The sequence below is a fragment of the Roseibium suaedae genome (assembly GCF_900142725.1).
GTDB classification, from domain to species: domain Bacteria; phylum Pseudomonadota; class Alphaproteobacteria; order Rhizobiales; family Stappiaceae; genus Roseibium; species Roseibium suaedae.
The window spans coordinates 1,020,606-1,044,219 of sequence record NZ_FRBW01000001.1 but is presented as its reverse complement, the minus strand read 5'-3'; the positions used below and the strand labels follow the sequence as shown (position 1 = coordinate 1,044,219).

Sequence of the window (23,614 nt, the reverse complement as noted above, 5' to 3'; positions counted from 1 at the left end):
TGAAAGACCGAAGAGAGGAAGGAGGGGCACTAGGCCCCTATATGAATGCCACGGGACCGCAGCATGCTGGGTATATTGACCAGAGAACCGGTTTCGATGGAAGCATTTGCGGCAATGCCGGTCAGGATCGACCAGGCACCGGCCACATGATCGGAAGCGCGGCCGAAACGGTCCGGCTCCATGCCTTCCGGATCGAAGATATAGCCGAGCATGACCGGATCGGCACCGCCGTGATGGCCCTTTGCCTTGGGCACCTCCAGCATCACCGGCTTCTGGCCCGCAAGATTCAGCTCGGTCGTGATGGCATCTTCATCCGCATGGTCCCGTTCGCCGCCGAACACGCCGTGCACTTCCACATGCCTGTGGGTGATCTCGCCCTTGGTGCCCTGGAACTTGATCTCCAGCCCTTCCCATGGGGAATAGGCGGTCAGGGTGTAGTTGGCAGTGACACCGGACGCATAGCGGATATGGGCCTGCATCGTGTCCTCGATGCCGATCTCCTCATCAAAGACGCAGAGATCGCGGAAGTAGCCATCATCGGCTTCCGCATCGAGATAGAGGCTCTTGAGCGCCGCATCCTCGCCCATCTTGAGATCGAAGTCGCACTTGGCCGCGACCGGACAGCCCGTGCAGCGGGCGCCCCTGCCCTCAAGCCCGAGTTCCACGGCCATTTCCGGCCGGTAAAAAGCCCGACGGCCGGAGGCGAGGACCTCGACCGGCGCAGTGCCAAGCCACCAGTTCAGCAGATCGAAATGGTGCGTGGACTTGTGAACGAGAAGACCGCCCGAGTTTTCCTTCTGGCGATGCCAGCGGCGGAAATAATCTGCGCCATGCACCCGGTCCAGATGCCAGCGGAAATCGACAGCCGTCACCTCGCCGATGGTGCCCGAGGCGATCAGCTCCTTGATCTGGGTGCGGGCGGGCGAATAGCGGTAGTTGAAGGTGACCTTGATCTTGCGCCCCGTCCGGCGCTGCGTGTCTACGATCTGCTTCAGGCGTGACAGGTCGATGGTCAGGGGCTTTTCGCAGATGACATCACAGCCAGCCTCGAAGGCGCGGATGATATAGTCGGAATGCAGGAAGTCGGGCGTGGCGACCACGACCGTATCCGGCTTCTGCTCGGCAATGAGGCGGTCGAAGTCTGCCGCCAGATAGGTCGCAACCCCGTTGGTGCCCGGCTGGGAAACGGCCTTTGCCGCCTCGTTCAGCCGATGGGCGTTGCTGTCGCACAGGGCGACGATTTCATGCTTTTCCGGATAGTCCTCAACCACGGAATCGCGGAACATCTTGTGCCGCGACCCGCATCCAACGATGGCGATCTTCACTTGACTGGCTCTCGTTTTGTTAGCTCTCGACGCGCTGACCTGCGCTATCGAACACATGGAGGTCGGCAAGGTCGAAACCGAGGGTGACCTCCTCGCCGCTGCGATATTGGGACCGGCCGCTGTCGCTGACCAGAAGGGTTTGACCGGAAGACAGGGCGACATGCAGCAGGGTCTCGTTGCCCAGATATTCTACCAGGATGATCTTGCCCCGGGTCTGAACATCCCCGCCGCCCAGATGCATGCTGCCCGGACGCACGCACAGGGTCAGCGCGTCGTCGCCGGTGGCAAGCCCCGGCAACTGGAACGCGGGCATGCCGTCGATGGCAATGGTAGCGGCTCCCCCACTGCGCGACACTTTTGCTGCCAGCATGTTGATCTTTGGCGAGCCGATGAAACCGGCAACGAAGAGGTTCTGCGGCCGTGTGTAGAGTTCCTGCGGCGTGCCGACCTGCTCGATCTTGCCGCCGCGCAGAACCACGATCCGGCTGGCCATGGTCATGGCCTCCACCTGGTCGTGGGTCACGTAGATCATCGTGGTGCCAAGCCGGTTATAGAGCGAGGCTAGCTCGGCCCGCATCTGCACCCGCAGCTCGGCGTCCAGGTTCGACAGCGGCTCATCGAAGAGGAACAGCTGCGGTTCGCGCACGATGGCCCGGCCGATGGCGACGCGCTGCTTCTGCCCGCCCGAGAGCTGACGCGGCTTGCGGTCCATCAGCTGGCCGATCTGCAGGATGCGCGCAGCCTCCTCCACCCGGCGCTGGACTTCCGCCTTCGGCACATTAAAGTTCTGCAGGCCGAAGGCCAGGTTCTTGGCGACCGTCATATGCGGATAGAGCGCATAGCTCTGGAAGACCATCGACAGCTCGCGCTTGGAAGCAGGCAGGTCATTGACGATCTTGCCGCCGATGGAAATCGTGCCGTCGCTGATGTCTTCCAGACCCGCGATCATGCGCAGAAGGGTCGACTTCCCGCAGCCGGAAGGACCGACCAGGACGAGGAATTCGCCGTCCACCACATCCAGGTCCAGTCCCTTGATGATGGAAAGTGAGCCGTAGCTCTTGCCGACGTTGCGGAGCTCCAAACCAGCCATTCGTTCCAAGTCCTTATTTCATTCCCGAGGTGGCAATGCCGCGCACGATGAGTTTCTGGAAAGCCACGAAGAAGATCACCACCGGCACGAGCGACAGCACGGACATGGCGAACATCTGGCCGTAGGCGGACTCGCCTTCCTGGTCGAGGAACAGGCGGAGTGCCAGCGGCACGGTGTAGCTCTTGATGTCATTCAGGTAGATCAGCGGGGCTAGGAAGTCCTCCCACACCCAGATCAGGGAGAAGATGGCTGCCGTGCCCATGGCCGGAAGCGACAGGGGCAGGATGATGGCCCAGTAGATCTTGAAGGGCGAGCAGCCGTCGATCATCGCCGCCTCGTCCAACTCCCGCGGCAGCTGGCGGAAGAACTGCACCATCAGGAAGATGAAGAAGGCATCGGAGGCCAGAAACTTGGGCACGACGAGCGGCAGATAGGTATCGACCCAGCCAAGCTTCAGGAACTGAACATACTGCGGGATGAGCACCACGTGATAGGGGATCATCAGCGTCATCATCATCAGCGCGAACCAGATCGTCCGGCCGGTGAACTGCAGCCGTGCAAAGGCATAGGCTGCAAAGGAGCAGGAGATCAGGTTGCCCACCACCGACAGCAAGGTGACGATGGCCGAGTTCATGTAGAACACGGTGAAGGAGATGGGCAGCGCGTTCCAGCCCCTGGTGTAGTTGTCGAAGTGGAACTCTTCCGGCCACAGGGACAGGCTGCCGAAGATCTGGGTTTCCGGCTTCAGGGACGAGGCCACCAGCCAGAACAGCGGATAGAGCATCACCACGGACACGAGGATCAGGAACAGGTGCTTGAGATAGCGCGCCCTGCGGTTCCGCTGGTCCTGTTTTACCCGAAGCTCATGGGCAACCCGGGCGGCCTCGTCAAAGGCCATGGCCTTTTCGAGATCAGTCGCGGTCGTTGTCATAATGCACCCAGTATTTGGAAGACAGGAAGGCCAGCGCGGTGAAGACGCCAATGATGATCAGCAGCACCCAGGCCAGCGCCGAGGCGTAACCCATGCGGAAGAACTTGAAAGCCTCGTTGAAGAGATAGACCGTGAAGAACAGCAGGCTGTCCGCCGGTGCGCCCGTGCCATTGGAAATGATGAAGGCGCTGGAGAAGGTCTTGAAGGCATCGATGGTCTGCAGGACGAGGTTGAAGAAGATCACCGGCGCCAGCAGCGGCAGCGTGATGCGGGTGAACCGCCGCCAGCGCGGCGTGCCGTCGATTTCGGCCGCCTCGTAGAGGTCCTTCGGAATGCCGCGAAGGCCCGCAAGGAAAATAAGCATCGGCGAGCCGAACTGCCAGACCGCCAGCATCACCAGCGTGTAGATCGAGGTCTTCGGATTGGTGATCCAGTCCGTTCCCTCGATGCCCACGAGGGCCAGCATCTGGTTGACGACACCGGTCGCAGAGAAGAGCTCGCGCCAAAGGATGGCAATGGCGATGGACGCGCCCAGAAGGGACGGAAGATAGAAGATCGCGCGGTAAAGACCGATGGTCTTCAGGCCCTTGTCCAAAAGCATGGCAACAGCCAGGGCGAAGGCTAGGCGCAGGGGCACCGCGAAGGCCACATAGGTGAAGGTGACTTCGAGGGCCTTCCAGAAACGCCGGTCCCGGGTGAACATGTATTCGTAATTGCCCCACCCGATCCAACGCGGATCGCTGACCATGTCATAGCGGGTGAAGGACAGGTACAGGGACGCGAGAATCGGCCCGAGTGCCAGCAGGAAAAAGCCGAGCAGCCAGGGCGACAGGAAAAGGTAGCCGGGCGCGTTGCGCGCGAGAATGCGTTTCATGGGCAGTGCCTTGTTCTTCTAATGTGCGATGGGGCGCACGGCCCTCCCCCCGCAGGACGGGAGGAGGATTGGTCAGGCAGGCCTCTAGCGGGCGCGTTCCACGATGGACTGGGCATCCTCGATGAACATGGTGGCGGCATCGGCTGCGCTCATGTTGCCAAGGATGACTTCCGATGCGGTCCGGCGGAAGCTGTCGCGCACTTCGCCGGCCCCCTTGGGAGCGGGAAGCGGCAGCGGCGCCACCTTGTCCTGGATCGCGTTGAAGTAGGTCATCGTCAGCTGCTCGACAGGGCTGAGGTTCGGAGCAAGGGCCTCACGGACCTTGGCGGAACACGGAATGCCGCGCTCAAGGCCGAGGATCGCGGTGATTTCCGGATCATTGACCCAATCGTTCATGTAGGCGATCGCCGCATCCACATCCTTGGCATCGCGCGACAGGGACATGAACATGGACGGCTTGATGAACTGACCCGGCTTGCCATCCTTGAGGTGCGGCAGCATGGCGGCGCCCACTTCATCCTGCATCAGGGCCTGGGTGCCCACGACCTGGTTGGACCAGATGGCGGACATGGCCGCATCGCCCTTGATGATGCCGCGTTCAGCCAGCGCTTCGTCCAGGGTCAGGGTGCGTTCCTTGCCGACGATGATCTCCTTGGCGCGCAGGTCTGCCCAATGCTGCCAATAGGTGGACATGTCGTCCACGGTCGCCGAGACATTGCCGTCCGCGTCATAGAACTCGTTGCCGCGCTGGCGGATCCAGGCTTCAGCGTCTTCAATATAAACGGAGAGGTCGTCGCAGCCCTTGATCTTGCCGCCGCTTGCCTTGGTGACCGCCTCGCAGACTCGGGCGAAGTCCTCGTGGGTCCAGTTGATCGGATCGAACTCGACGCCGGCTTCCTTGATCAGGCGGGTGTTGTAGGTCACGACCTGGCTGTTCGAGCCGATGTTGAGGGCATAAAGCTGGCCATCAACCTTGCCGCCGGAAATCGGGCCCTGATCGAAGTCCTCGATCATCAGGGTCTTGCCGATATATTCGTCCAGCGGCTTGAGCGCGCCGCGGCGGGTGTATTCAAACAGATAGCGGTAGTCCATCTGCACCAGATCGGCCATGTTCCGGCCCGCGGTCTGGGTCGCCATCTTGGTCCAGTAGTCGCCCCAGCCGATGGTTTCGCCGGAAACTTCAATGTCCGGATGCTTCTTCTGGAAGGCGGCGATCACGTCGAAGGTCCGCTTGTCACGGTTCGGGTTGCCCCACCAGAAGTGCCGGATGGTCCGGTCTGCGGCCATGGCCGGAAGGCGCGGCAGCGCAGTTGCGGCGGCTGCCACACCCATGGTGCCCAGAAGGGTACGTCTCGTCAGTTTGGTCATTATATCTTCCTCCACTTTTTCCGGTGCCCTCCCCGGCCCGGACAGATTTCACGGGTCACCCCGTCATTCCCGCACAGCCGCCTCAGATATGGCTGCGCAAAAGCTCCGTCAGACACAGCATGGCCATGGCCTGCCCGTAAGGCATCGAGGTCAGCTTGATCTCGCGGTAGAAATCCAGGTCGCTGCCCATCGCGGTTCCGAAGGACACCTGCTGAAGCTCACCGTCCGCACTGATGTGATCGACCACGCCCTTCATCGCCCGCTCTGCGGTTTCCAGATACTCGCGGCCGAGATAGCGCTTGCGCACGCCCTTCATCAGGCCATAGGCAAAGCCAGCGGTCGCAGACGCTTCCACATAGCTATCCGGATCATCGATCAACGTGTGCCAGAGGCCCGTTTTCTGATCCTGATGTTCTTTCAAAGTCGCCGCCTGACGGGTGAGCAGCGACACCAGATGCCGGCGCAGGGCATCCCCTTCCTTCAGGTCGAGAAGCTCGATGAACTCGGGGATGGCAATGGTGATCCAGCTGTTGCCACGGGCCCAGAGTGCCTTGGCGAAGTTGTGATTGCCGTCGAACGTCCAGCCATGGAACCAGAGACCGGTGTGGGTGTCGCACAGATACTGGGCATGAACAAGGAACTGGTACTTGGCCTCTTCCACATACTCCGGACGGTTCAGCACAAGACCGATCTTGGCCAGCGGCAGCACGCTCATCATCAGCGTGTCGTCCCACATCTGCTGGTCGTTCACGCTGTTGTAGACGATATGCTGCAGGCCGCCTTCGCGGGTACGCGGCATTTCATGCATGACCCACTCGGCCCAGGTCTCCAGATAGGGCACGAAACGCGGATCCGGGGACAGCTCGTGAAGATGAGCAAGGGTCAGGAAAGGCGCGACCGTGTTGATGTTCTTGGTCGGTGTTCCCTCGGCCAGCCGGGCCTCGAACCAGTCCGTGATGATGGACATGGCCTTCTGATTGCCGGTCTGCTGCCAGTATTTGAACAACCCGTAGAGACCGATGCCGTGGGTCCACTCCCATCCGGCCCAACCCTTGGTGTCGATGACACGGCCATCTTCCAGCCTGAGCAGGAACTCGCCCGTCTTATCCTCGATGTTGATGAGGTTGTCGGTCAGGCGGTCAATCAGCTCACACACGCCGCTACGCGAGATAAAATGGTCTTTCTGCCTAAGCAGCGGATGCATGATGCCGGACCCTCCCAAGTCTTACGAAAAAATTTTCGGAACATCGTTTCGGAAAATAAGCAACCATACTCGACGGCAAATATCAACGCTGTTTTTGGCGAGGCAATTCCGCAGCGCACAATATGAAAACATGAATGTTTTCGGATTTTACCGGACCGCTTGACAGGCTGAAATTCAAAATTCAGAATGAGGTTCCGAAAAATAAAGAACAAGAATATGGCAGATCCACAGCCCAAAACCGAAAACGTCGCAGCCGTTCTCAAGGTCTTCGCCGTGCTGGAAACCCTCGTGGACGAAAAGCGCGCGAGCCTTGCCGATCTGGCGCAAAAGGCGATGACGTCAAAGACCACCGCCCACCGTTTGCTGCAAACGATGGTTGAGCTGGGCTATGTGGAACAGGATCCGGAAACGGAGAAATATGGGCTGACCCTGAAGCTGTTCAGCCTGGGCGCTCGATCGCTTAGCGAACAGACGGATCTCTTGCGGGTGGCGGACAAGGCGATGGCCAAACTGTCCCGCGCCACGGGCGAATCCATTAATCTGGGCATTCTGGATGAGCGCGACGGAAAGGTCGTCTACATCCACAAGTACGATTCCTTCTACAACCTGTCGATGAAGTCGACCCTGGGCCTGCGCAATCCCCTGCACAGCACATCCCTCGGCAAGGCCCTGCTTGCCTTCCGCAGCGAGGATGAGATTCGCGACCGGGTGAAGCAGATGTCGATGGTCAAGCTGGCGCCGCGCACCATCACCACCGCAGACGAGCTGCTCGGACAGCTTCAGCTGACGCGGCAACGCGGCTATTCGGAGGAAGTTGAAGAGAGCGAAGCCGGTGTGCGCTGCATGGCAGCCCCTGTCTTCAACCATCTGGGCAACACGATTGCCGCCATTTCCGTTGCCTTCCCGCTCTTCCGCTTCGATGAAGCCCGCAAGGGCGAGTATGTCAGCCTGCTGACCTCGGCAGCCGGCGAAGCCTCGGCCGCCCTCGGCTACCGCCCCTCGCAGATCTAACGGGTGCTCTGGCCCCTCTATTCCTTCGGCGGCAACGAGAAGGCGTTGAAAAGCGCCAGGGACTTCCAGGCGGTGAAGATTTCCGGCGGGCAATCATCCGCATCGACGAAATAGAGACCCGACATTTTCCGGCCGCCCATTTCCATGATCTGGCCATTGCCGATGGCCTCCGCCTCGGCCCGGTTTGCCTTGCCCACCCGGAAGAGAAACCGGCGCAGCCCGTTCTTCTCCCGCATGGCTCCACCCACCATGTGACCATTGACCAGAAAACAAGTCGCGCCCATCATGCGCTTCTCGCTGACACCCGGCAGACCGCCCAGGGCCTCGCGGAAAATCTGATCCAGTTCTTCATCGACAGCCATTCAGGTCCCTGATCCTCCGGCAAGGTGTCACCGCTTGGTCATTTTGCCATGTCAGGACAGGGCCGTCGCGCCCCGCATTGCAGAAAGCCGAAAGATGCCCGTCTCGCCCAACTCTCCGATGTTCTTTTCGAGACGGCAAATGATGGGCGCCCTGGCAGCGCTCGGGCTCACAGTTTCCACCGGGGTGGAGGCTGAAGAGCTGGGCCTGCAGCTGACGGGCGCGGCGGGCAAGGTTCTGGCCTTGCAGGACCTGGCCGGGGACAAACCGGTGCTCATCCACCTGTGGGCAAGCTGGTGCGCACCGTGCCGGGCGGAACTGCCGGAGCTCGCGGTCTTCAGGTCTGCGCTGCCGGAAGACCTCCAAAGGCGGCTGCTGATTGTCTCGGTCGACACCAAGCCTCTCGCTGCCGTCCAGTCTTTCCTGAGCGAGGATCTGGACTTGCCGGACCTGACGAGCCTGCAGGCGGCACCGGCAGAAGCCGGCCGCATCTTCAGAATCAAGGGCTACCCTTCAACGGTGTTCCTGAACGCGGACGGCAAGGTCACCCGCAGGATCGACGGCTCCGCCCCCTGGGGCGACGAGGCATACCAGTCAGAAGTCATCCGCTTTCTGAACGGGGAATAGTTCCCCCCTCCACCGTCATCCCGGACGCAGCGAAGCGGAGATCCGGGACCCACTCACTCGCAGAGCTTTTCTTGAAACGGGAACGGCTTGCAGCCCAAAGTACATTGAGAGCCGTTTCGGCAAAACTCCGTCAGCTTCCTTCTACTGCCCGCGTTCCCGAACAAGCGAGTAGGCCCCGGCTCGCGCTCCGCTTGGCCGGGGTGACGGCCCTAGAAGTTCCGAGCTTGATGAGACACAAAAGCGGCGCGGCATACGCCCGCCTCCACCCTCGCGGGGGAGATGTCAGCGACCGCAGACAGGATGTTAGTGGGAATGTCCAGCGTGGGAGTGGCCCTTGGCGTCGGCGGCTTCCACTTCGACGTCAACATCCAGATGACCGAGGTCGAGCTGCACTTCGACCTCGACAACGTCCCCTTGTTTCAGAGGTGCGGTCAGTCCGGTCAGCTGGAGGGCAAGGCTCTCCGGATCCAGATGCAGCTCGGAGCCGGGCTTGACCGGGACCTGCGGCAGCGGCACCAGTTTGGCCTCCCCGCCCTTGAAGTCGATGCCGACGAGAGCAACCGCACTCGCGGCTTCGCTTTCCCCGCCGATCAGTGTCACGGTCTTGTCCGAGCCGTTTTCCAGCTCAAAGAACACCAGCGCTTCCTCGTCTTCCGTTGCCCGGGTCCAGGCGTGAACGATGCGCACACCGCCCAGTTCGCTGACATGCTCGGCCTCCCCATGGTGATGACCGGCAGCATCTTCGCTGAAAGCGGGGACGGAAAGGGCAGCCAGCAGGGAGCAAGACACGGCAAAATTGGCAAGCATGGAAAGAAACCTTCAGCTTCTGAGGTCGGGAATCACCGGCCGGTTGAGAGAGAGAAGTGCGGGCAGCAGCGCCAGGAAAACGGTCAGGCTGACGAAGCCGGCAATGAGATGAAACTCCGGCCAGGAGAGGCTCGCCTCGACCAGAATGTCGGTCCGGCGGCTGATTTCCGCCGAGATGATGCCGCTTGCGGCAAATCCGGCCGCAAGTCCGAGCAAGGCTCCGGCCGCAATCAGCACCGAGGCATAGGACCAGACCACTGCAAAGACAAAGCGGCGCGGTGCGCCCAGGGCCCGCAACAGGGCAAGACGGCGGGAGAACAGCCGCACCAGCACCACCAGACCGGTGAGGACACCGGCCGTCACCAGAACCTGGGTCACCACGGCCATCAGGGACATGACCTGACGGATGTCGCCCATCAGGCTGTGGAGCCGGGAGAGGACGGCGCCGGGGAAGAAGGCCATGGTCTTGTCCGTGGTGAACTCGGACTTCAGGGCATAATTGGCCCAAAGCGCCTCCGCCCGGACCAGGACCGCTGGCGTACCGGGGAAATAGTCCGGATCGAAAGGCGGCCCGATCTGGTCTGCCCGCTCCGGCGCATGGCCATTGGCAAGGCCGTGCACTTCCCACACGGCTTCCACGGGAACCAGAATGGCCTTGTCCCACGGGCTGCCGGTGGCGGCCATCTTGCCGACGATCCGGGTCGTAGCCCCCGCGTGCGCCTCGTGATCGGCCCCCTCGCCGCTGCCATGGGCAGGCGTGAATTCCGCTCCGATGGCCAGATCCACCGCCGCACCGGCAATCGCCTCGCCCGGACGGGCAAACATCTGCCCTTCGGTCAGCGCGCCTGTCAGATGCTCGACAAATTGCGGCGTCGTGCCGACTACCGGGGAGCCTTCGAAGCTGTCCCCAAAGGCAATCGGGGCGGCGAGCTCCACATTTTCGGCAGTCGCGATCTTGTCATAGGCCGCGCCATCCAAGAGCGGCACGTCGCTCGGCTGCAGATAGACGGCGGCAAACATCATGGTGATCTCGCTACCCGGAGCCGAGACGATCAGGTCAAACTTCTCAGCTGCCCGCGCCGTACCCTGCCGGAGCCCCCGCTCCTGGGCGGTCAAGCCAACGCCAAGGCCAACGGACACCGCAATCAGCGCCACGAACATGAGATTGGTCCAGCGGTAGCGCCACAGCAACGAACGCACCAGAGCCAGCGGCCGGTAGCCTGCCGTCACGAACAGCCCGGTCAGGATCGCCGGGAGCAGCAGAAGCACCAGGATGACGGCATCCTGGGTGGCTGGAGCCAGATCCTGCCAATAATCAAGAAGCAACTCAGGCATGGGACGGCTCCAGCAGCTTTCCATCGGCGACTTCAAGACACCGGTCCATGCGGTCCAGAAGATGCCGGTCATGGCTGACCGCAATCAGCGTCTTGCCTTCCTTGCGGGCCAGATCGGTCAGATCGCCGATCAGCCGGTCGGCTGCGGCCCGGTCGAGGCTGGCGGTCGGCTCATCGGCCAGAATGATGTCCGGATCATTGGCGAGCGCGCGGGCAATGGCCACACGCTGGCGTTCGCCTCCGGAAAAACTATCGACATTGCGCCGCGAGCGGGAGACACCAAGGCGTTCCAAAAGGGCTGTGGCGCGGGATCTGATCGGGGCAATTTCCTGCCGGGGCGCAAAAGCGGCTGTCAGTGCGGCGTTGCCGAGGGCAGTCAGCTCCTCGAACAGCAGAAAGTCCTGGAACACCATGCCGACATGCTGACGCCGGAAGCGGGCCCGCTCTGCATCGCTGAACCGGGCAAGATCCTGCCCGCCCCAGTCGATCGTTCCGCCCACCTTGGGCTGAAGGCCCGCGAGCGCATAAAGCAGAGTGGATTTACCGGCCCCGGACGGGCCGCGAATGCCGATCGCCTCCCCTGCCTTCACCTTGAAGCTGGCAGGCTGCAGAAGGACGCGGCCACCTGCACCGGTGACCGTCAGGTCCAGCACATCGAGAGGCAGACCGGCCATGGCTCAGGCCTTGTCGTAGACGGCATCAACCAGGCGGACCCGGCTGACAAACTTTGTTTCCGGATCGGTGAAGGTGCCGAGCTCAAGCTTGCCGCGCGTCACGATGCGCGTGTTGAAGGAGATCACGTCGATCACCCGCTTGGCGTAGATGGCCAGAATATCGTCCGGCCACTGGGCTTCCGTTTCACAAAACGGGCAGACCGCCAGGGGGCGGTTGGTGAGGACGAAGAAATTGGTTTCCGCCTTGAGCGGCGGGGCCATGAAGCCACTGATCGAAACACGCTTTCCCTCGCGCTCCAGCGCATAGTCGGAAAAGCTGAGATCCTTGTTGTAAAGATCCCTGAGTTTCACCGTGTCATCGGCAAAGGCCGGGGTAAGGGCTGAAAGGCTAAGGCTTGCGGCGGAAAGCGCCGGACATCCCAGAGCACCCATGATGAATTGCCTGCGGTCCATTCGCATATTCCTTTTTCAAAACCCCAGCCCGAAAAGAAGCGAGAAAGGCCCGCAGGTGCGGGCCTTTCCCTGTTTTCCCGCAAATTACTTTGCGTTCACGGCATAGTTCATGACGTGGAAGATGTAGTTCTGCTCAACGACACCGTTGAACAGGTGTGCCCACGGGCCCTTTGCAAACAGGGCAACGTCTTCACCCGAGTGGGTTTCAGAAGACATCGGGATCAGAGCCTGCTGCAGGTAATCCGGGTCCATGGCCTGTTCCTGGGTCAGGTCCGGACGCGAACCGGTCCAGTTGTCGTCCTTCTTGAGAACGGAACCAGCGCCATTGAGGAAGCCGGCAACGGTGAACGGCTTGCCGTCATCGCCCAGCAGCGGCTTGTCCAGGTGCTTCACGCCAGCGCCATCGACATCGTAGCACAGGCCGGTGATCGGCGAACCGCGGCCACAATAGCCGTTGAAGGCGATCGCATGTTCGTGGTCGGCGGTCACGATGATGAGCGTGTCTTCATCGTTGGTCAGTTCGTCAGCCATTGCGATGGCGTCAGCGAAAGCCTTGCCGTCGGTCAGGGTGCGGAACAGGTTGCCATCGTGGTTGGCGTGGTCGACGCGGCCACCTTCAACCATCAGGTAGAAACCATTGTCGTTCTTGGACAGGTTCTTGATGGTTGCTGCGGTCATTTCGGCCAGGGACGGCTCGCCGGTGCGGTCGGTTTCGTACTTCATGTGAGAAGATTCGAAGAGAGCGAGAACCGGAGCGTTGCCGCCATCGCCGAGGGCCTTGAAGGTGTCTTCGTCCCAGGCGTACTGGGCGCCGAGAGACTTGGCTTCTTCAACGAGGTTGCGGCCGTCGGTGCGCTTGCCGCCCTTGCCCTCTTCGTCCTTGACGTCCTTCGGCAGGAACTGGCCACGGCCACCGCCCATGGCGATGTCGATAACGCCGGCCTTCATCTGATCGATGAGCTGAGCGGCGATGTCCTTCTGCTGGCAGCCTTCCGGCAGTTCAGCGTTGTTTTCCCAGTCGCGCTGAGCGGTCTTGGCGTAGACGGCAGCCGGCGTTGCGTGGGTGATACGAGCCGTGGAAACGACGCCGACAGACTTGCCAGCTTCGGAAACGATCTCGGCAAAGGTCTTCATCGTGTGATCCAGACCGGCAGCGCAATCGCCTTCGGCAACAGATTCATCAACGTTGATCATGCCGTTCTTGGACTTCACGCCGGTGTTCATGGCGGAAGCTGTCGGCGCGCTGTCCGGGGTCTGGCCATTGGTGGTGTAGGTCTTGACCAGAGCAGAGTTCGGGAAAGCTTCCTGCGGCTGCACATACTCGGAACCGAGCAGGCCGGCCTGCTGGCCGGAGAACAGACGGATCGCGTAGTTCGTGCCGACGCCATTGCCGTCAGCGGTGAACAGGATCACGTTCTTTGCACGCTTGGTGTTCGGCTGCTGGGCAACCATTTCCTGGATCTTGGCTTCAGCGTCCGTGAACCATTTGCTGTTCTGCTGCGGCAGAGCAGACTGTGCCAGAACGGCGTTGCTGCTGATGGCCAGAGCCATCACAGCGGCGAGTGCGGTCTTCATGTAAGTTCTCCCAGGTGTAGGCGGAGAGGAAATGCACGGCCTCATTAGGAGCGTTGTGTGACAGCTGGTTGACGGTTGCCCATGTTATGCGCCGGAAGCTGCAAACTTCACTTGCAGAATGACAGATCGGCATAGCCGTCATATTATTTTCATATGAACGTCTAGGAACATTCATATGAGCGCATTAGGCTTGGATTCTGCGGGAGCATCCGCTCCAGCCGCAGACACATCGAAGCAGAGCGCTGGCACCATCGGACCAGCGGGGAGATATCAGGGGTGACCGCACCCGTGCAAGCCAATCTTAGCAGCCGGCAAGCCGAGATCGCCGATCTCGTCCAGGCCTCCGGTTTCATGTCGGTGGAAGCCTTGGCCGAGCGCTTTGAGGTGACCACCCAGACCATCCGCAGGGACGTCAATGGTCTGTGCGAAATGGGGATCCTGCGCCGGACCCATGGCGGCGTGGAGCCGCCGGTTTCGGCCGGAAACATCCATTACAGCACCCGTCAGATTCTCAATCTGGCTCCCAAGAAGGTCATTGCGACCACTGTCGCGGGCCTTGTGAGCAACGGCCAATCCCTGGCGTTTTCCATCGGCACCACGCCGGAAATCGTCATGCAGGCCCTGTCCGGGCACGAGAAACTGAAGATCTTCACCAACAACCTGAACGTTGCCTTCACCGCCGCGGCCAATCTCAGCTTTGAGGTGACGATTGCAGGCGGACGACTGCGCAGCGGCGACCGGGACGTAGTGGGCCAGAGCGCCCAGGAATTCTTCTCCCAGTACAAGGTCGACATCGGCATCTTCGGCGTTGCCGGCGTGGATGATGATGGCACCCTGCTCGACTTCCACGAGGAAGAAGTGGCAGCCCGCCAGGCCATTCTCGCCAACTGCCGCCAGTCCTACCTGGTGCTGGACCACAGCAAGTTCACCCGACCGGCCCATGTGCGCGGCGGCCATCTGACCGATGTCAGCCACATCGTGACCGATGCGCCCTTGCCGCCTCATATCCAGCACCTGCTTGATGGTTCGCAGGTACAGACGATCGTCGGCGAGGACCAAAAGGGAGAGGCCTGAGCTTGTCAGGCCGGAGCTTGTCAGGCCGGAGATTTGTGACGGACCTCTCTACCGCGCCTTCCCGGACGAAGCGCAGCGGAGATCCGGGATCTCCCATCTTATTGTTATGGTGAAATAATGTGTCTCCAAGGATGGTCCCGGCTCAAGGCCGGGACGGCGCGGAGAAATGTCCTGAAGTCTCGGGTTTGGCCTTTTGCTTAACCAGAGTGTTCACGCCTTTGCCACCTGAGGGCGGGTGGAGACCTGACGGTTGCGGATCTGCCGAAAGGCGAAGGCCAGCAGGAACAGCCCGGTCAGCACCAGAATGATGGTCGGCGCCGGAGCGCTGTCCAGCCAGAAACTGGCGTAGACGCCACCGGTCATGGCCGCAAGCGTCACGGCAACCGCCGTCATCATCATCACGGAGAACTTCCGGGTGATGAGAAAGGCAATCGCGCCCGGCGAGATCAGCAAGCCGACAGCCAGGATCAGACCCACAGCGGTCAGGGTCGCGACAATGGTGACGGAAAGCACAGCCAGCAGACCGTAGTGCAGCAGCCGGACCGGCAGGCCGATGGCGCGGGCCTGTGCCGGATCAAAGGCATGGAGCAACAGGTCCTTCCACTTCACCAGAAGCAGCAAGGTCACGAGAACACCGACCGTTCCGGCGGTCCAGAGATCGTCCGGACCGATGCCCAGCATGTTGCCGAAAAGGATATGGTCGAGATGCACATTGGTGTCGACCTTGGTGTAGAGCACCATGCCGAAGCCGAACATGCCGGAAAAGACCACCCCCATCACCGTGTCCTGCTTCACCCGGCTGTTGTCCTTCAGGTAGCCGGTGGCCAGTGCGCAGACCATGCCGGCGCAAAAGGCGCCAATGACCAGCGGGATGTTGATGATGTAGGCGATCACGACACCCGGCAGCACCGCATGGCTGATGGCATCCCCCATCAGCGACCAGCCCTTGAGCACCAGGAAGCAGGACAGGATCGCCGTCGGCGGCGCCAGCAGCAGCGCCACCCAGAAGGCGTTCTGCATGAAGGGGAACTGGAACGGCATCAAAAGCGTGTCCATCATGCCTGCTCCTTCAGGGCGTCTGCGGCCCTGCGCCGGGCTGCCAGCAGGCCATGCTTGGGGGCCAGAACGAAGACCACCAGGAAGATCAGCGTCTGCAAGGTGATGATCAGACCGCCGGTGGCGCCGTCGAGAAAATAGGACAGATAGGCGCCGGCGAAACTGGTCAGCGCGCCGATGGCAACGCTCAGGATCAGGAGGCGCGGAAACCGGTCGCACAGCAGATAGGCCGTCGCCCCCGGTGTCACCACCATGGCAATGACCAGGAACGCGCCCACCGTCTGCAGCGCCGCCACGCAGGATGCGGACAAAAGCACGAAGAAGATGAAGCGCATGCGATCCGGATTGAGACCGATGGACCGGGCGTGGTTCTCGTCGAAGAAGGAAACCATCAGGTCCTTCCACTTCGCCAGAAGCACGGCGAGGGAAACAAAGCCGATGATGGCAAGCTGCAGCGTGTCCTCCGGCGTGATCGCCAGAATGTTGCCCATGATGATCGTGTTCACATCGACCGGCACGGGCGAGACGGACACCATGAACAGGCCGAGCCCGAGGAAGCTGGTGAAGATCAGGCCAATGACCGTATCTTCCTTGAGTCCGGTGCGCTGATTGAGAAACAGCATGGCACCCGCCGCCAGGCCGCCTGACAGAAAGGCGCCAAGTGCAAAAGGCAGCCCCAGCATATAGGCTCCGGCGACGCCCGGAACGATGGAGTGGCTGAGGGCATCGCCGATCAGGGACCATCCCTTGAGCATCAGATAGGCGGAGAGAAAGGCACAGACCCCGCCGACCAGCGCACTGACCCACATGGCATTTGTCATGTAGCCATAGCCAAAGGGCTCAAGCAGATAGGCGATCATCTCTCGCCTCCGGCAGGTGTCTCTTCCGCAGAGCCGGCCAAGGTCCGGGCCTCGTCCGCATAGAGCACGAAAGGCCGCTCGTCATCGGTCAGGATGGTGACTGCACGGGCATCGTCATCCTCATGAAGATCGGCTCCACCCAGGACGAAATGACGGAGCACGCCGCCAAAGGCCTCCATCAGGTTTTCGCGGGTGAAGGTGGTCGCAGTCGGCCCGTAACGCAGCACCGTGCCCTTGACCAGAACCGTCTGGTCGCAGAATTCCGGCACGGATCCAAGATTGTGGGTGGAGACCAGCATCACCCGGCCCTCAGCCTTCAATTCGCGCAGCAGAGTGATGATCGCCTCTTCCGTCTGCACATCCACGCCGGTGAAAGGCTCATCCAGGAGGATGACCCGGCCATCCTGCGCCAGGGCCCGGGCCAGGAACACGCGCTTGCGCTGGCCGCCGGACAATTCGCCAATCTGCCGCTTGCGGAAATCCGCCATGCCGACGCGCTCCAGCGCGGTAGCGACGGCCTTCTTGTCTTCGGCAGAGGGAATGCGCAGGAAGCCCATCCAGCCATAGCGGCCCATCATGACCACGTCTTCCACGAGCACTGGGAAGGACCAGTCGACTTCCTCGGCCTGGGGAACATAGGCCACCAGCCCCTCGGCCAGCGCCTTGCGCACCGGACGGCCCAGAATGCCGATTTCCCCGGCGCTCAGCGGCAGGAAGCCCATGATGGCCTTGAACAGGGTGGATTTGCCCGCCCCATTCACACCGACAAGGGCTGCGATGGAGCCTTCGGGAACGGCAAAAGTGGCATTGCGCAGGGCGGCCACGCCGTTGCGGTAGGTTACGCTGACCTGCCTCCCCCACAAGCCGGCAGTTTCCAGATGACGCGTCTCTTCCAAACTCACGGCTCAATTCCCGTTTCAGGAGACGAAAGAGCCAGCAGCTCTTTCGAAAAGATAACTGCCTGCTCCGCGCCCCTTACCGGGTGCTGCCGGTCAGGCCTTTGGCAATGGTGTCGCTGGTGACTTTCAGGAGATCAAGATAGGTGGGCACCGGACCACCCGCCTCCGACAGGCTGTCGACATAAAGAACCCCGCCGAAGGCAGCCCCGGTTTCGCGGGCAACCTGCTTGGCCGGGTCATTGTTGACCGTGCTTTCGCAGAAGACCGCCGGGATCTTGTGGTCCCGCACCGCATCGATCATGCGGCGGACCTGCTGGGGCGTCCCCGTCTGGTCCGCGTTGATCGGCCACAGATAGACTTCCTGCAGCTTGAGATCGCGGGCGAGATAGGAAAACGCGCCTTCACAGGACGCCAGCCAGCGCTGATCCTCCGGCACGGCTGCAAGCTCTGCCTTCACCGGCGCCATCACCTCCTCGACCTTGGCCTTGTAGGCCTCGGCATTGGCGGCATAGACCCCGGCATTGTCCGGATCCTGCTTGCTCAGCGCATCCCGGATGTTGTCGATGTAGATGATCGCATTTTCCGCCGACATCCAGGCATGGGGATTGGGCTTGCCCTCATAGTTGCCTTCGCGGATCGGCATGGGCGCCACGCCTTCCGACAGGGTTGCCGAGGGAACGCCGCGCATATTGGCCAGGAACTGCTCGAACCAGAGCTCCAGGTTCATGCCGTTCCAGAGAATGAGGCCAGCCCCTTGAGCGCGGATCAGGTCGCGCGGGGTCGGCTGGTAGCCATGGATTTCCGCACCGGGCCGCGTGATGGATTCCACGTCCGCCGCATCCCCTGCGACATTGCGGGCCATGTCTGCAAGCACCGTGAATGTGGTCACCACCTTCAGCTTGGCAAAGGCCGGCTGGGCGGCAGCTGTCCAGGCCGAAACGGCCAAGGCCAGAGCGATGGACGCTCCCCTGCCCCTTGCACCCGGCTTGCGCCGTCTTCCCGATGCCATGTCCACTCTCCTCGGCTTGCTGTTGTCCGGACGATATGGGACGCCGAAGGCTTCTGTCAATGCAAATGCGAATGATTTGCAAAAACTCATCCCAAGACACACTATGCAGCGCGCCAGCAGCAAGCCGGCGCGCGTGTCCTGACCTGATCAGGCTGCCAGCCGGATCAGCCGCTGCAGAGCAAGCTCATAACCCTGAACCCCGCAACCGGCGAGAACGCCATCTGCGCGCAGGGAAACATAAGAGTGATGCCGAAAACTCTCACGCTTGTGAACGTTGGAGATATGCACCTCGAACACCAGACCGTCGAAGGCATTGAGCGCATCCAGGATTGCGACGGACGTATGCGTGAAGGCCGCAGGGTTGATGACGATGCCGCAAGCGGTCTCGCGCGCTTCATGGATCCAGTCGATCAGCTGGAATTCCGCATTGGACTGATGAAACCGCAGCTCCATCCCTGCTGCATCCGTCAGCTTGCGGCAGGCCGCCTCGACATCCGCCAAGGTTTCCCGGCCATAAATTTCCGGCTGACGCTTACCCAGAAGGTTCAAATTCGGTCCATTGAGGACGTAGACGGTCTTCACCCTGCTCTCCCACATTTCCAAATCTGGAACACCCGGACAGAGAACTGCCGGGCTTTGCGATCATTATCAGATGCAGGCAAGGAAGGAAGGCGCGAGGGAAACCGGAGATGAAAAAAGGTCCGGGAACTTCAACGGAGGCGAATGGTTTTTTGGCTTATCCAGCTCTTCCGTTGAAGTTCACCGAAATTGATGGGGCACATGCTGTTTTTGATTTCATCCTATAAAATGAATTTTATCAGATGAATTGAGTTCCATGTCAAGTTTGAGTAGGATGATTGTGAACTAGGGACGCCCCATGCTTGACAAAGATCCAGACGGATCCGTTGGTGAGAACATTCACCGGCAGATCCGCAATGACATTATTTTCGGCCGGCTTTTACCTGGCCAGAAGCTTCGCCTGGAACCGATGCGTCAGGCCTATGGCATCAGCGTTGCCACCTTGCGGGAGATCCTCAGCAGACTGACAGCCGTTGGCCTTGTGACGGCGGAAGGACAGAAAGGCTTTTCCGTTGCCCCCGCTTCCGAGTGCGACCTCATGGAAGTGTCCGAACTTCGCATCATGCTGGAAGCCAAGGCCCTGAAGGATTCCTTCGCCCATGGCGATCTGAACTGGGAGGCCAATGTGGTGGCCGCCCACTACAAGCTTGAATCCGTCGAGGCGAAGGTCTTTGCACAGAAGGACGACATCCCACCGGATCTCAGGGAAGACTGGAAGCGCTACGACTGGCAGTTTCACCGCGCCCTGATCCAGGCCTGCCCTTCCAAGAACCTCTTGGATCTCCATGCGATCGTTTTCGGCAAGTTCCTGCGTTACCAGCTTCAGACAAAGACCATCCGGGGCGAGATTGCTGCCGACGAGCACCGCCAGCTTCTTGCCGCAGCAAAGGCAAGGGACACGGAAGCTGCGATTGCCATCTTGAAACAGCACATCTACGGCAGCGCCGCTCACCTGGCCCCCGCAGGCACCCCTTCGGCAGAAGACTGAAAACGATAGTTCCTTCAAGGCAATGGAATATTAACCTTGATTGTTAACCTTAAGGGACAGGCAGAACGCCGCCCGAGAGGAGACAAAGTTCATGGTGACCTATCGGCCAAGACTGGAATGCATGGAATCCCTTCACTCCGCGATCAACGGCTATCAGCATGTGCCGGCAGATGTGCTCGTGCGCTATCTGATCGATCACTACACCGTCGACCTCGACCTTCTGGTCGACTATCTGGATGGTCTTTCTGTCAAGGCAGAGCCCCAGCGGATCGCAGCCTGAACCAAGCATTGAGCACAGAGGGAGCCTGAAGGCGTCACGCCTCGGATCCCTTTGAGACCCCTCTCTTTTCAGAGACTTGCCGAGATCATTGGCGCTGCACCAACCTGTCGGCCTCAGAGCGGGATTGCGCCCGCCGCAGATCAAGCGCCGGCACCGCCTCACGCGGACGCGATCGTTCCCAAAATCGTTTCTCGGGAAGTGACAGAAGGCAACCGAGCCTCTTCCGGCCCGCAAGGGTCAGCCGATTGCGGCTGCGTTGCCCTCATTGCCCTGCCCGCCATCACCTTCAGAACCACCCTGCCAGATCTTCTGGCGGTTCCGGATCTCGCGCGGGGCGGGTCCGAAATAGGTCGAGGTCTTGATGAAGTCGCGCGGATGCAGGATCACGCTCGAGACTCGCTGATACAGGGCCTTTGCCGAAATCGGCTTGGACAAAAGTTCGTGAACACCCAGACGCCGCGCTTCCACGATCCGGCTGCGCTCGGTGTGGGCGGTCACCATGATGATCGGAATATAGGCGAAGGGATTGTTCGGCGTTCTGATCATGCGCACCATGTCGGCACCGTCCAGAATCGGCATCACCCAATCCAGGATCAGAATGTCCGGATTTGCGCGGTCCATGGCCTCAAGCCCGGACGCCCCGTCTTCGGCTTCAACGATGCGCCGGGCACCGAACCCCTGCAGCATGGTGCGCAGGATGGTCCGCATATAGGCGCTGTCTTCCACCAGCAGGAATGTCAGCGAGGCTAGATCGAGACTCACCAGATACCTCCGTGTTCACTCTCAGCCATGACATGAAAGTCTGAAGAAGGGGTTAGGGTCCGGACACATAAATCTGATTGGAATGGCGCATCAACTGGCGCGGAAAGGCAAGGCGAGTGGCGAAAAGCGGGCCGCCTGCCCGGTTGAGACGCTCAACGCCGCATTTCAATGCCAGTTGCGCGTCCCACAGGGATTTGGCGAAAATGGCCGGCTACCGCGTTGCAAGCCTTTGAAAGCCATTAGGCTTGCTACAGTCTTGCGCCTTGTATCCGGCCATTTTCGCTCAAACCATTCCCTTCAGATTTATGAGTCCGGACCCTAATAGGGGTGAACCCATAAGTATCGGTTCGCAAATCTGGAAAAAGCATTCAAAAAACGCTAAGTGTGTCGAATGGTCTTCGGGAATTGCTGAAATTGAGATCAATCAATTCCCGAAAGCTGCATGGCCTATAAGGTGCGCTTCATAGGCAGGGGCAAAAGCGCAGCCTGGCAGGACGGAAAAAGCCAAGCGCGTCAATCTGCCGTTAGACTAAAACGGGCCGGGAGTTTACGGTCCGCCGACAACGCCAGACATACAAGGTTCAGACAATGAACTATGAAGAAACCTTTGAACGCGCGATTGATGCTCTGCGTCAGGAAAAGCGTTACCGGTTTTTTGCTGATCTCGAACGAATCGCAGGTGAGTTTCCCAAGGCCATTTGGCGCGCCGAAAACGGCCTGGAACGGAAGATCACCGTATGGTGCTCCAATGACTATCTGGGCATGGGCCAGCATCCGGATGTGATCGAGTCCATGGCCGCGACCGCCCGCAAGATGGGCGCAGGCGCAGGTGGCACCCGCAACATTTCCGGCACCAATCATCCGCTGGTTCAGCTCGAGCTTGAACTCGCTGATCTGCATGGCAAGGAAGCGGCCCTGGTCTTCACCTCCGGCTTCGTCTCCAACGAGGCAGGCATCTCGACCATTGCCAAGCTGCTGCCGGACTGCCTGATCCTGTCAGATCAGCTCAATCACGCCTCCATGATCGCCGGTGTGCGCGGATCTGGCGCAAGCAAGCAGATCTGGCGCCACAATGATCTCGAGCATCTTGAAGACCTGCTCAAGGCGGCCGGCAAGGACCGGGCAAAGCTGATCGTGTTCGAATCCGTCTATTCCATGGACGGCGACGTTGCACCGATTGAACGCATTGCCGACCTGGCAGACAAATACAATGCCATGACCTACATCGATGAGGTTCATGCGGTTGGCATGTATGGCGAGCGCGGCGCGGGCATCTGCGAGCGCGACGGCGTCATGGACCGGATCGACGTCATCGAAGGCACGCTGGCCAAGGCCTTCGGTGTGATGGGCGGCTACATTGCCTCCAGTCAGGCGCTGGTCGATGCCGTGCGCTCCTATGCGCCGGGCTTCATCTTCACCACGGCAATCCCGCCTGCTCTTGCAGCCGCGGCCTGCACCTCGATCCGGCACCTGAAAGTGTCGAAGAGCGAGCGTGAAGGCCAGCAGCGTCAGGCACAGCGCACCAAGGAAACGCTGCGCGATGCGGGCCTGCCGGTGATGCCGTCGGACACCCATATCGTGCCGCTCCTGGTTGGCAATCCGGACCTGTGCAAGAAGGCCAGCGACATGCTGCTCGACAAGCACGGCATCTACATTCAGCCGATCAACTATCCGACCGTTCCACGCGGCACCGAGCGCCTGCGCATCACCCCGACCCCGCTTCATGACGACGCCCTGGTCGCTCATCTGCGTGATGCCTTGGTGGATGTGTGGAACGTTCTGGGCCTGCCGAAGGGTACCGTCGACGACAATTGCAATATCGTCGACGCCAATGGAAATGTCGCCCAGGCGATCTATCCGGCTGCCGGCGGCTAAAAATATTTCGATTGGTAAACGGTCGTTCATCTTTACGGGCTGGCAGTCAACTGCCGGCCCGTTTTGTTAGGAAACGGCTGAAACCTGCCGGAGTTTGCTCGATCTTCCGGTTCAGGACCATTTTTCAGGTTCGTTAAGAAGTGTCCTGCACGATCGCAAACCTCAGCGAAATAGCTGCAGACGAGCTCCAGAAAAACACCATTCAAAACAAAAGGATACGCGAGCTATCGCCTGTTTTACGGATGGTAAAAACCGAAAGTTTTAGCAAAAATGCTCCGCAGATTTCACCCCTTGGTAAAGTTGCGGGAGATTAACAACTTCTGACGGGGGATTTTAACTTGCCCTTCAGGGGTTCAGCACAGGATGCTCCGGGTCTGCGGAGAGGATTCCGCAGAGGGTTTTGTATTCAACAAGGTGAGTAATGGTGTCCCGTACGATCTTACAAACGAAGACCGCTCCGGAACCATTCGTTGCTGCTCGCCCACGATCCGGCAAGACGACGCCACGTCTGCGTGAAAACCTGCTGCTTTTGTCCGGTCTCGGACTGCTGGCAGTGGCTGCAACAATGGTTCTGAGTACGATCATATCCGGCTGAGGCA

General features: G+C 60.4%; 24 protein-coding genes. 6 read left to right on the top strand and 18 right to left on the bottom strand.

Annotated features, from left to right (window positions below):
- Nucleotides 1-29 precede the first annotated feature (29 nt).
- From BUA94_RS04705 to bglB, 6 genes are all read right to left on the bottom strand, one after another.
- Nucleotides 30-1,325 (bottom strand): Gfo/Idh/MocA family protein, encoded by a 1,296-nt coding sequence (locus BUA94_RS04705; protein WP_084081701.1) that lies wholly within the window; start codon nucleotides 1,323-1,325, stop codon nucleotides 30-32.
- A 19-nt stretch (nucleotides 1,326-1,344) separates the two neighbouring features.
- Entirely contained in the window at nucleotides 1,345-2,415 is a 1,071-nt protein-coding gene (locus BUA94_RS04700) for an ABC transporter ATP-binding protein (RefSeq protein ID WP_073009425.1), read from the bottom strand.
- 13 nt (nucleotides 2,416-2,428) lie between these two features.
- Nucleotides 2,429-3,313: a carbohydrate ABC transporter permease gene (locus BUA94_RS04695; RefSeq protein ID WP_408011914.1), complete on the bottom strand. Its 885-nt coding sequence runs from the start codon at nucleotides 3,311-3,313 to the stop codon at nucleotides 2,429-2,431.
- Between the two features lie 13 nt (nucleotides 3,314-3,326).
- The gene (locus BUA94_RS04690) at nucleotides 3,327-4,220 is read right to left on the bottom strand and encodes a carbohydrate ABC transporter permease (RefSeq protein WP_073009419.1); all 894 of its coding nucleotides are present in this window, start codon (nucleotides 4,218-4,220) and stop codon (nucleotides 3,327-3,329) included.
- Nucleotides 4,221-4,304: 84 nt separating this feature from the next.
- Nucleotides 4,305-5,588, bottom strand: a complete 1,284-nt coding sequence (locus BUA94_RS04685) for an ABC transporter substrate-binding protein (protein ID WP_073009417.1) — start codon at nucleotides 5,586-5,588, stop codon at nucleotides 4,305-4,307.
- 82 nt (nucleotides 5,589-5,670) lie between these two features.
- Nucleotides 5,671-6,792, bottom strand: a complete 1,122-nt coding sequence (bglB, locus tag BUA94_RS04680; protein WP_073009415.1) for a beta-galactosidase BglB — start codon at nucleotides 6,790-6,792, stop codon at nucleotides 5,671-5,673.
- Nucleotides 6,793-7,008: 216 nt separating this feature from the next.
- Between bglB and kdgR the strand changes: the two genes are divergently transcribed.
- Nucleotides 7,009-7,803, top strand: a complete 795-nt coding sequence (gene kdgR, locus BUA94_RS04675) for a DNA-binding transcriptional regulator KdgR (protein WP_073009413.1) — start codon at nucleotides 7,009-7,011, stop codon at nucleotides 7,801-7,803.
- Between the two features lie 17 nt (nucleotides 7,804-7,820).
- Here the strand turns inward: kdgR and BUA94_RS04670 are convergent, their stop codons facing one another.
- The gene (locus BUA94_RS04670; RefSeq protein WP_073009411.1) at nucleotides 7,821-8,165 is read right to left on the bottom strand and encodes a TfoX/Sxy family protein; all 345 of its coding nucleotides are present in this window, start codon (nucleotides 8,163-8,165) and stop codon (nucleotides 7,821-7,823) included.
- 139 nt (nucleotides 8,166-8,304) lie between these two features.
- Between BUA94_RS04670 and BUA94_RS04665 the strand changes: the two genes are divergently transcribed.
- The gene (locus BUA94_RS04665) at nucleotides 8,305-8,790 is read left to right on the top strand and encodes a TlpA family protein disulfide reductase (RefSeq protein ID WP_175557995.1); all 486 of its coding nucleotides are present in this window, start codon (nucleotides 8,305-8,307) and stop codon (nucleotides 8,788-8,790) included.
- Between the two features lie 303 nt (nucleotides 8,791-9,093).
- On the opposite strand, the gene BUA94_RS04660 is transcribed toward BUA94_RS04665, so the two are convergent.
- From BUA94_RS04660 to BUA94_RS04640, 5 genes are all read right to left on the bottom strand, one after another.
- The gene (locus BUA94_RS04660; protein WP_073009407.1) at nucleotides 9,094-9,597 is read right to left on the bottom strand and encodes a copper chaperone PCu(A)C; all 504 of its coding nucleotides are present in this window, start codon (nucleotides 9,595-9,597) and stop codon (nucleotides 9,094-9,096) included.
- A 12-nt stretch (nucleotides 9,598-9,609) separates the two neighbouring features.
- Complete coding sequence (locus tag BUA94_RS04655; protein ID WP_073009406.1) at nucleotides 9,610-10,932, bottom strand: FtsX-like permease family protein; 1,323 nt, start codon at nucleotides 10,930-10,932, stop codon at nucleotides 9,610-9,612.
- Nucleotides 10,925-11,605, bottom strand: a complete 681-nt coding sequence (locus tag BUA94_RS04650; RefSeq protein ID WP_073009404.1) for an ABC transporter ATP-binding protein — start codon at nucleotides 11,603-11,605, stop codon at nucleotides 10,925-10,927. The genes BUA94_RS04655 and BUA94_RS04650 overlap by 8 nt, the downstream gene beginning before the upstream one ends.
- A 3-nt stretch (nucleotides 11,606-11,608) precedes the next feature.
- Nucleotides 11,609-12,058 carry a hypothetical protein gene (locus BUA94_RS04645; RefSeq protein WP_073009402.1) on the bottom strand — a complete coding sequence of 150 codons (450 nt, stop codon included), beginning with the start codon at nucleotides 12,056-12,058 and terminating at the stop codon, nucleotides 11,609-11,611.
- 84 nt (nucleotides 12,059-12,142) lie between these two features.
- A complete protein-coding gene (locus BUA94_RS04640) occupies nucleotides 12,143-13,633 on the bottom strand; it encodes an alkaline phosphatase (protein ID WP_073009400.1) in 1,491 nt (496 codons plus the stop codon).
- 276 nt (nucleotides 13,634-13,909) lie between these two features.
- Here BUA94_RS04640 and BUA94_RS04635 point away from each other — a divergent pair, with 276 nt between their 5' ends.
- Entirely contained in the window at nucleotides 13,910-14,707 is a 798-nt protein-coding gene (locus BUA94_RS04635) for a DeoR/GlpR family DNA-binding transcription regulator (RefSeq protein ID WP_408011907.1), read from the top strand.
- Nucleotides 14,708-14,917: 210 nt separating this feature from the next.
- On the opposite strand, the gene BUA94_RS04630 is transcribed toward BUA94_RS04635, so the two are convergent.
- The 5 genes from BUA94_RS04630 to aroQ all read right to left on the bottom strand — a co-directional run bounded on the left by BUA94_RS04630 (nucleotide 14,918) and on the right by aroQ (nucleotide 19,113).
- Complete coding sequence (locus BUA94_RS04630; protein WP_073009395.1) at nucleotides 14,918-15,766, bottom strand: metal ABC transporter permease; 849 nt, start codon at nucleotides 15,764-15,766, stop codon at nucleotides 14,918-14,920.
- On the bottom strand, nucleotides 15,763-16,623 hold the full coding sequence (locus tag BUA94_RS04625; RefSeq protein ID WP_073009392.1) for a metal ABC transporter permease: 861 nt from the start codon (nucleotides 16,621-16,623) through the stop codon (nucleotides 15,763-15,765). The genes BUA94_RS04630 and BUA94_RS04625 overlap by 4 nt, the downstream gene beginning before the upstream one ends.
- Nucleotides 16,620-17,525: a manganese/iron ABC transporter ATP-binding protein gene (locus BUA94_RS04620; protein WP_073009389.1), complete on the bottom strand. Its 906-nt coding sequence runs from the start codon at nucleotides 17,523-17,525 to the stop codon at nucleotides 16,620-16,622. The genes BUA94_RS04625 and BUA94_RS04620 overlap by 4 nt, the downstream gene beginning before the upstream one ends.
- A gap of 73 nt (nucleotides 17,526-17,598) precedes the next feature.
- A complete protein-coding gene (locus tag BUA94_RS04615; RefSeq protein ID WP_073009386.1) occupies nucleotides 17,599-18,531 on the bottom strand; it encodes a metal ABC transporter substrate-binding protein in 933 nt (310 codons plus the stop codon).
- A gap of 147 nt (nucleotides 18,532-18,678) precedes the next feature.
- The gene (gene aroQ, locus BUA94_RS04610; protein WP_073010912.1) at nucleotides 18,679-19,113 is read right to left on the bottom strand and encodes a type II 3-dehydroquinate dehydratase; all 435 of its coding nucleotides are present in this window, start codon (nucleotides 19,111-19,113) and stop codon (nucleotides 18,679-18,681) included.
- A gap of 295 nt (nucleotides 19,114-19,408) precedes the next feature.
- Here aroQ and BUA94_RS04605 point away from each other — a divergent pair, with 295 nt between their 5' ends.
- Both BUA94_RS04605 and BUA94_RS04600 read left to right on the top strand, forming a co-directional pair.
- On the top strand, nucleotides 19,409-20,098 hold the full coding sequence (locus BUA94_RS04605; protein WP_073009384.1) for a GntR family transcriptional regulator: 690 nt from the start codon (nucleotides 19,409-19,411) through the stop codon (nucleotides 20,096-20,098).
- 91 nt (nucleotides 20,099-20,189) lie between these two features.
- Nucleotides 20,190-20,378 carry a hypothetical protein gene (locus tag BUA94_RS04600; RefSeq protein WP_073009381.1) on the top strand — a complete coding sequence of 63 codons (189 nt, stop codon included), beginning with the start codon at nucleotides 20,190-20,192 and terminating at the stop codon, nucleotides 20,376-20,378.
- Between the two features lie 237 nt (nucleotides 20,379-20,615).
- Here BUA94_RS04600 and BUA94_RS04595 read toward each other — a convergent pair whose 3' ends face one another.
- Nucleotides 20,616-21,140, bottom strand: coding sequence for a response regulator (locus BUA94_RS04595; protein WP_073009378.1), 525 nt, complete (start codon nucleotides 21,138-21,140; stop codon nucleotides 20,616-20,618).
- Between the two features lie 588 nt (nucleotides 21,141-21,728).
- Between BUA94_RS04595 and hemA the strand changes: the two genes are divergently transcribed.
- Nucleotides 21,729-23,015: a 5-aminolevulinate synthase gene (hemA, locus tag BUA94_RS04590; RefSeq protein ID WP_073009375.1), complete on the top strand. Its 1,287-nt coding sequence runs from the start codon at nucleotides 21,729-21,731 to the stop codon at nucleotides 23,013-23,015.
- Nucleotides 23,016-23,614 lie beyond the last annotated feature (599 nt).

Bases quoted from the DNA above. Each gene is read 5' to 3' on its own strand.
- bglB (WP_073009415.1), bottom strand. From the start codon at position 6,792: ATGCATCCGCTGCTTAGGCAGAAAGACCATTTTATCTCGCGTAGCGGC.
- BUA94_RS04670 (WP_073009411.1), bottom strand. From the start codon at position 8,165: ATGGCTGTCGATGAAGAACTGGATCAGATTTTCCGCGAGGCCCTGGGC.
- BUA94_RS04650 (WP_073009404.1), bottom strand. From the start codon at position 11,605: ATGGCCGGTCTGCCTCTCGATGTGCTGGACCTGACGGTCACCGGTGCA.
- BUA94_RS04665 (WP_175557995.1), top strand. From the start codon at position 8,305: ATGATGGGCGCCCTGGCAGCGCTCGGGCTCACAGTTTCCACCGGGGTG.
- BUA94_RS04660 (WP_073009407.1), bottom strand. From the start codon at position 9,597: ATGCTTGCCAATTTTGCCGTGTCTTGCTCCCTGCTGGCTGCCCTTTCC.
- BUA94_RS04655 (WP_073009406.1), bottom strand. From the start codon at position 10,932: ATGCCTGAGTTGCTTCTTGATTATTGGCAGGATCTGGCTCCAGCCACC.
- BUA94_RS04695 (WP_408011914.1), bottom strand. From the start codon at position 3,313: ATGGCCTTTGACGAGGCCGCCCGGGTTGCCCATGAGCTTCGGGTAAAA.
- BUA94_RS04640 (WP_073009400.1), bottom strand. From the start codon at position 13,633: ATGAAGACCGCACTCGCCGCTGTGATGGCTCTGGCCATCAGCAGCAAC.
- BUA94_RS04625 (WP_073009392.1), bottom strand. From the start codon at position 16,623: ATGATCGCCTATCTGCTTGAGCCCTTTGGCTATGGCTACATGACAAAT.
- BUA94_RS04685 (WP_073009417.1), bottom strand. From the start codon at position 5,588: ATGACCAAACTGACGAGACGTACCCTTCTGGGCACCATGGGTGTGGCA.
- BUA94_RS04690 (WP_073009419.1), bottom strand. From the start codon at position 4,220: ATGAAACGCATTCTCGCGCGCAACGCGCCCGGCTACCTTTTCCTGTCG.
- hemA (WP_073009375.1), top strand. From the start codon at position 21,729: ATGAACTATGAAGAAACCTTTGAACGCGCGATTGATGCTCTGCGTCAG.
- BUA94_RS04605 (WP_073009384.1), top strand. From the start codon at position 19,409: ATGCTTGACAAAGATCCAGACGGATCCGTTGGTGAGAACATTCACCGG.
- kdgR (WP_073009413.1), top strand. From the start codon at position 7,009: ATGGCAGATCCACAGCCCAAAACCGAAAACGTCGCAGCCGTTCTCAAG.
- BUA94_RS04600 (WP_073009381.1), top strand. From the start codon at position 20,190: ATGGTGACCTATCGGCCAAGACTGGAATGCATGGAATCCCTTCACTCC.
- BUA94_RS04645 (WP_073009402.1), bottom strand. From the start codon at position 12,058: ATGGACCGCAGGCAATTCATCATGGGTGCTCTGGGATGTCCGGCGCTT.
- BUA94_RS04700 (WP_073009425.1), bottom strand. From the start codon at position 2,415: ATGGCTGGTTTGGAGCTCCGCAACGTCGGCAAGAGCTACGGCTCACTT.
- BUA94_RS04630 (WP_073009395.1), bottom strand. From the start codon at position 15,766: ATGATGGACACGCTTTTGATGCCGTTCCAGTTCCCCTTCATGCAGAAC.
- BUA94_RS04615 (WP_073009386.1), bottom strand. From the start codon at position 18,531: ATGGCATCGGGAAGACGGCGCAAGCCGGGTGCAAGGGGCAGGGGAGCG.